At 26.1% G+C, this 2,893-nt stretch carries 5 protein-coding genes; 3 read left to right on the forward strand and 2 right to left on the reverse strand.

The genetic code is table 11. The annotated features are described in order from the left end of the window. Both ACTG3S_RS01995 and ACTG3S_RS02000 read left to right on the forward strand, forming a co-directional pair. On the forward strand, positions 1-186 hold a 186-nt coding region (locus tag ACTG3S_RS01995; protein ID WP_439127703.1), incomplete at its 5' end, for a hypothetical protein. Positions 187-195: 9 nt separating this feature from the next. Further along, complete coding sequence (locus tag ACTG3S_RS02000) at positions 196-1,098, forward strand: hypothetical protein (protein ID WP_439127704.1); 903 nt, start codon at positions 196-198, stop codon at positions 1,096-1,098. A 6-nt stretch (positions 1,099-1,104) separates the two neighbouring features. Here the strand turns inward: ACTG3S_RS02000 and ACTG3S_RS02005 are convergent, their stop codons facing one another. Together ACTG3S_RS02005 and ACTG3S_RS02010 are read right to left on the reverse strand one after the other, a co-directional pair. After that, positions 1,105-1,515: a hypothetical protein gene (locus ACTG3S_RS02005; protein WP_439127705.1), complete on the reverse strand. Its 411-nt coding sequence runs from the start codon at positions 1,513-1,515 to the stop codon at positions 1,105-1,107. Continuing rightward, the gene (locus ACTG3S_RS02010; protein ID WP_439127706.1) at positions 1,502-2,086 is read right to left on the reverse strand and encodes an RNA polymerase sigma factor; all 585 of its coding nucleotides are present in this window, start codon (positions 2,084-2,086) and stop codon (positions 1,502-1,504) included. Before ACTG3S_RS02010 ends, ACTG3S_RS02005 begins: the two co-directional genes overlap by 14 nt. Positions 2,087-2,221: 135 nt before the next feature. Between ACTG3S_RS02010 and ACTG3S_RS02015 the strand changes: the two genes are divergently transcribed. Further along, complete coding sequence (locus ACTG3S_RS02015; RefSeq protein WP_439127707.1) at positions 2,222-2,608, forward strand: DUF6249 domain-containing protein; 387 nt, start codon at positions 2,222-2,224, stop codon at positions 2,606-2,608. Positions 2,609-2,893: the final 285 nt, after the last annotated feature.

Genomic DNA, 2,893 nt, shown 5'->3' on the forward strand with positions numbered 1-2,893 from the left:
AAAAACCAGCAAGTAAGGTTAAGGCAAACAAGAGAAACTTTTAGAAAAACCTTAACAAAAGAACAACGTAAAATACTAAAACAACGAATAGATAAAATTAGAAATACAAAAGATAGAGGAGAGTTAAGAGAAGGTTCTAGACAAAATAATCCTTTAGATGGAAAAAAAAGAAGAATAAAAAATTAATTAATTTTTATGATTCGCCTTTTTTTTAAAATTTCACAAAAAATAAAAGTATTGGGGTTGCTATTGTTTACAATGGCAACCTCTTTTTGTTCATATGCACAAGAAAATACAGATGATGAAATAGATAATTTATTAGACGAATTATTTTTTAGTGAACAACAATTTTTAGATGAATTAATGGAAAGTGATTTGTCTTACAATTTTATCTATACCTCACTTTCATATAACAATCAAACCTATTTTTCAGGTAGAGATTCTGGTACTGAGCAGTTTAATATGATACCTCAGGTTTCTTATTTTCATTCCTCTGGTTTTAATGCAAGTATTTCTGGGGTTTATTATGAGAATTATTATCCTCATTGGGATTTTACAAGCCTGTCTTTAGGCTATTTTCATACATTTGGGAAAAATAAAAACTTTCAATATAACATAGGTTATACAAGATATATTTATTCAGATGGTTATGATTCTTTTGAGAATTCTTTTGATGTAAGCTTCGGAATCAGAAACAAAAAAAGAACTTTAGGTAGCACAATTGCTGCTTCCTATTTATTTGGTTCAGATACTTCTTATCAAATATTATCAAACACGTTTGTTAATTTTAATTTATATAGAAATTCCAACTATGCATTAAGGTTTAGACCTAATATAAATTTTACCATCGCAAAACAGGAGTATAGTTTTAGGAGGTTCGCTGTAATAAGCGGTAAAAGGATTATAGTAACTAGAAACCTTCAAGTTTTTGATTTACTAAATACTCAAATCAATATTCCAATATCTTTTACTTCTAATTCTTGGGATTTTGAATTGGCTTACAACTTAAATATACCTAATACTTTGTTTGAAGAAAATACACTACCAAACACCAGTTTTTTTAGTTTTACTATAGGTTATTTGTTTGATTTCAAATAGCAGAAATTATTCGAATTGTTTGCTTAAATAATTTTTTAAAAATCCTATTTGGATCAATGCTAATACAGAAAAAATTACAACAGCGTACATTATAGATGATGAAATAGAGATGTTTTCTAAAACATTATAGTTTGTTAAATTATTAAAGAAGCTAAAATCTAATTCAGGGAATTTAATAGTTTTAGTACTATTTACTTTAAATAGAAAAAAGCAGCAAATGGCAATAAAAAAAGCAGCAAGTAGCCATATTTTTTTAGAAATAATAGGTGTTGGTTTATAGATAGCCTTTTTTTCTTCTTCTAAAATGATATTTAAAACATTTTTAGTAAATTCAGTACTTGTTTTTTCTGGTGTTATCTCTTTTACATACTTTTTTGCAAAAGCATCTAGTTCCTCTATATGTTTATTTTCTCCCATAATGTTCTATAAATTCTACTGCAACATTTTCTTTTACAATCGTTAATAATTTTTTTCTTGCTCTGTGTAATTTTACTTTAATATTTGCTTCAGAAAGAGCAGTTACCTCTATAATTTCTTTTAAATTAAGTTCATCAAAATAAAACATCCAAAGCAAACTACGCTCATCTTCAGGTAATTTTAACAAACAGTTGTCTACCAATTTTGCACGTTCTTTCCTTTCTATACCTTGTAAAATATTGTTTACAGACGTTATTTGGTTTAATGTAATCTCATTAATTTCTAACGTGTGTTTATGGTTTTTATCCTTTTTGATATAATCTAAACTTGTATGATACGCAATTCTGTATAACCAAGTAGAAAATTTAGAATCTCCTTTAAATTTTCTAATATTTTTAAATGCTTTTACAAACGTATCTTGACTAATTTCTTCTGCCTCTTGCTTATTTTTTGTCATTTTATAAGCTAAAGAGAATACCATATCTTTATAACTGTCAACAAGATGCACAAACGCATTTGTGTTTCCGTTAATTACTTTTTTAATATAAAGTTGGTCGTTGTTGTTAGTCATTTTTATTTAGACTGCATCACCTAAAAAAAGGTTACAACTTTTAGCTGAAAAAAATATTCTTTTTTTTGTAACCTAATTTTAAAATGAATCGTCTAAGCTACATACACAATAAAATTAATCATTTAAATTTATATTATGGAAGTAGCAATTGTATTTATGTTTTTATTCGCAGTAATTTTCGGAATCTTTTATCTTTATTATTCAACTAGAAATAAAGAACGTTTGGCATTAATTGATAAAGGTGCAGATGCCAGTATTTTTATGTTGGGAGAAAAAAACAGAAAGGCAGCCCCTTTTTGGAAAGTTTTAATTTTAAACTTAGGTTTACTAGCAGTTGGAGTAGGAGTTGGTATTTTATTAGGTACTTTATTAAGTTATAATTTTGCTTTTAGTGGTAATTACTCCGAAAGACCAACTAATTATATAAGTTCAGAAACCTTTTATGCAGCATCAATTTTCTTATGCGCAGGAGCTTCTTTATTAGTGGGTTTTAAAATAACTAAGAGTTTAGATAAAGAATAGAAAATAATTAATATTTTATATAAACACCTTGCAAATCTGTTAGGTGTTTTTTTTATGTCAAAAAGTAACTATCTTTATTCAAAATTTTTCAATGAAAAATAATATTTTAAAATAAAAATGAATTTTTTAAAGATATCTTTTTTGATGCTTTAAACAGTAAAAAACATTTACAAATGAAAAAAATTACATTACTATTTAGCTTATTTACAGTCATATCATTTGCACAGACAGATGCTAAAATTTATGATATAATAAATACAGTTTCTGCAGATAGAATAAAAGCAG

Source organism: Polaribacter sp., from assembly GCF_965656025.1.
Classification (GTDB): domain Bacteria; phylum Bacteroidota; class Bacteroidia; order Flavobacteriales; family Flavobacteriaceae; genus Polaribacter.

What these genes read in the sequence shown, in the direction of transcription:
- ACTG3S_RS02010 (WP_439127706.1), bottom strand. Translation starts at nt 2,086, where the DNA reads ATGACTAACAACAACGACCAACTTTATATTAAAAAAGTAATTAACGGA.
- ACTG3S_RS02015 (WP_439127707.1), top strand. Translation starts at nt 2,222, where the DNA reads ATGGAAGTAGCAATTGTATTTATGTTTTTATTCGCAGTAATTTTCGGA.
- ACTG3S_RS02005 (WP_439127705.1), bottom strand. Translation starts at nt 1,515, where the DNA reads ATGGGAGAAAATAAACATATAGAGGAACTAGATGCTTTTGCAAAAAAG.
- ACTG3S_RS02000 (WP_439127704.1), top strand. Translation starts at nt 196, where the DNA reads ATGATTCGCCTTTTTTTTAAAATTTCACAAAAAATAAAAGTATTGGGG.